Source organism: Variovorax multivorans (assembly GCF_051216835.1).
GTDB lineage: Bacteria > Pseudomonadota > Gammaproteobacteria > Burkholderiales > Burkholderiaceae_C > Variovorax.
Map to the genome: position 1 here is coordinate 1 of NZ_JBPJZL010000051.1, position 1,681 is coordinate 1,681.

Annotated in this window: 2 protein-coding genes; both read right to left on the bottom strand. The window is 64.2% G+C overall.

Translation table 11 applies throughout. The annotated features are described in order from the left end of the window. The coding region (locus ACSFCA_RS36510) for an electron transfer flavoprotein subunit alpha/FixB family protein (RefSeq protein ID WP_258351310.1) at positions 1 to 929 on the bottom strand (929 nt) is incomplete at its 3' end. A gap of 2 nt (positions 930 to 931) precedes the next feature. Further along, positions 932 to 1,681 (bottom strand): electron transfer flavoprotein subunit beta/FixA family protein, encoded by a 750-nt coding sequence (locus ACSFCA_RS36515; protein ID WP_307687461.1) that lies wholly within the window; start codon positions 1,679 to 1,681, stop codon positions 932 to 934.

Sequence of the window (1,681 nt, forward strand, 5' to 3'; positions counted from 1 at the left end):
AGCGCCTTCACCAGTTCCGGCACAGCCGTGAACAGGTCGGCCACGAGGCCATAGTCGGCTACCGAGAAGATCGGGGCCTCTTCGTCCTTGTTGATCGCCACGATCACCTTGGAGTCCTTCATGCCGGCCAAGTGCTGGATGGCGCCCGAGATGCCCGCTGCGATGTACAGCTGCGGAGCGACGATCTTGCCGGTCTGGCCCACTTGCCAGTCGTTCGGGGCGTAGCCCGCGTCGACGGCTGCGCGGCTGGCACCCAGGCCTGCGTTGAGCTTGTCGGCCAGAGGGGCCATCACCTCGGTGAACTTCTCGGCGCTACCCAGCGCCCGGCCACCCGAGACGATGATCTTGGCGGCGGTCAGCTCGGGGCGTTCGCTCTTGGTGACTTCACGGCCCACGAAGCTGCTCTTGCCGCTGTCTGCAACGCCTTCGGCGGTTTCGACGGCCGCGCTGCCACCGGTGGCGGCTGCAGCGTCGAAGCCGGTCGTGCGAACCGTGATCACCTTGGTCGCGTCACTGCTCTGCACGGTGGCAATCGCGTTGCCGGCATAGATCGGGCGCTCGAAGGTGTCGGGGCTGTCGACCTTGGTGATGTCGCTGATCTGGGCCACGTCGAGCTTGGCAGCCACGCGAGGCGCGACGTTCTTGCCGTTGGCGGTCGAGGGGAACAGGATGTGGCTGTAGTTGGCAGCAATCGCCAGCACCTGGGCTGCAACGTTCTCTGCCAGGTTCTCAGCCAGGCTGGGGCTGTCAGCCACGATGACTTTGGAGACTCCGGCGATCTGTGCGGCGGCCTTGCCGGCTTCGGCGGCATTGGCTCCGGCCACCAGCACGTGGACGTCGCCACCGCAAGCCAGCGCGGCGGTCACGGTGTTCAGGGTCGCGGGCTTGACGGTCGCGTGGTCGTGTTCGGCAATAACAAGTGCGGTCATGTTCAGATCACCTTCGCTTCGTTCTTCAGTTTGTCCACCAGCGTTGCAACGTCAGGCACCTTGATGCCGGCGCCGCGCTTCGGGGGCTCCGAGACCTTCAGGGTCTTCAGGCGGGGTTTCACATCGACGCCCAGATCTTCGGGCTTGAAGACGTCCAGCTGCTTCTTCTTGGCCTTCATGATGTTGGGCAGCGTGACGTAGCGCGGCTCGTTCAGGCGCAGGTCGGTGGTGATGACGGCCGGCAGCGTGAGCGTCAGCGTTTCCATGCCGCCGTCGACTTCGCGTGCCACGGTGACCTTGTCGGCCGCCAGGTCAACCTTGGAGGCGAAGGTTGCTTGGGGCAGGTCGGCAAGAGCCGCCAGCATCTGGCCGGTCTGGTTGGCGTCGTCGTCGATGGCTTGCTTGCCAAGGATGATCAGCTGGGGCTGTTCCTTGTCGACCAGCGCCTTCAGGAGCTTGGCGACGGCCAGGGGCTGCAGTTCTTCAGTGGTTTCCACGAGGATGCCGCGGTCGGCGCCGATGGCCATGGCCGTGCGGAGGGTTTCCTGGCACTTGGCATCGCCGCAGGAGACGGCGATGACTTCGGTCACGACGCCCTTTTCCTTCAGGCGAACGGCCTCTTCAACGGCGATCTCGTCGAAGGGGTTCATGCTCATCTTGACGTTGGCAATGTCCACTCCGGTGCCGTCGCTCTTGACGCGCACTTTCACGTTGTAGTCGACGACCCGTTTGACAGGTACAAGAACCTTCAT

What these genes read in the sequence shown, in the direction of transcription:
- ACSFCA_RS36515 (WP_307687461.1), bottom strand. Translation starts at nt 1,681, where the DNA reads ATGAAGGTTCTTGTACCTGTCAAACGGGTCGTCGACTACAACGTGAAA.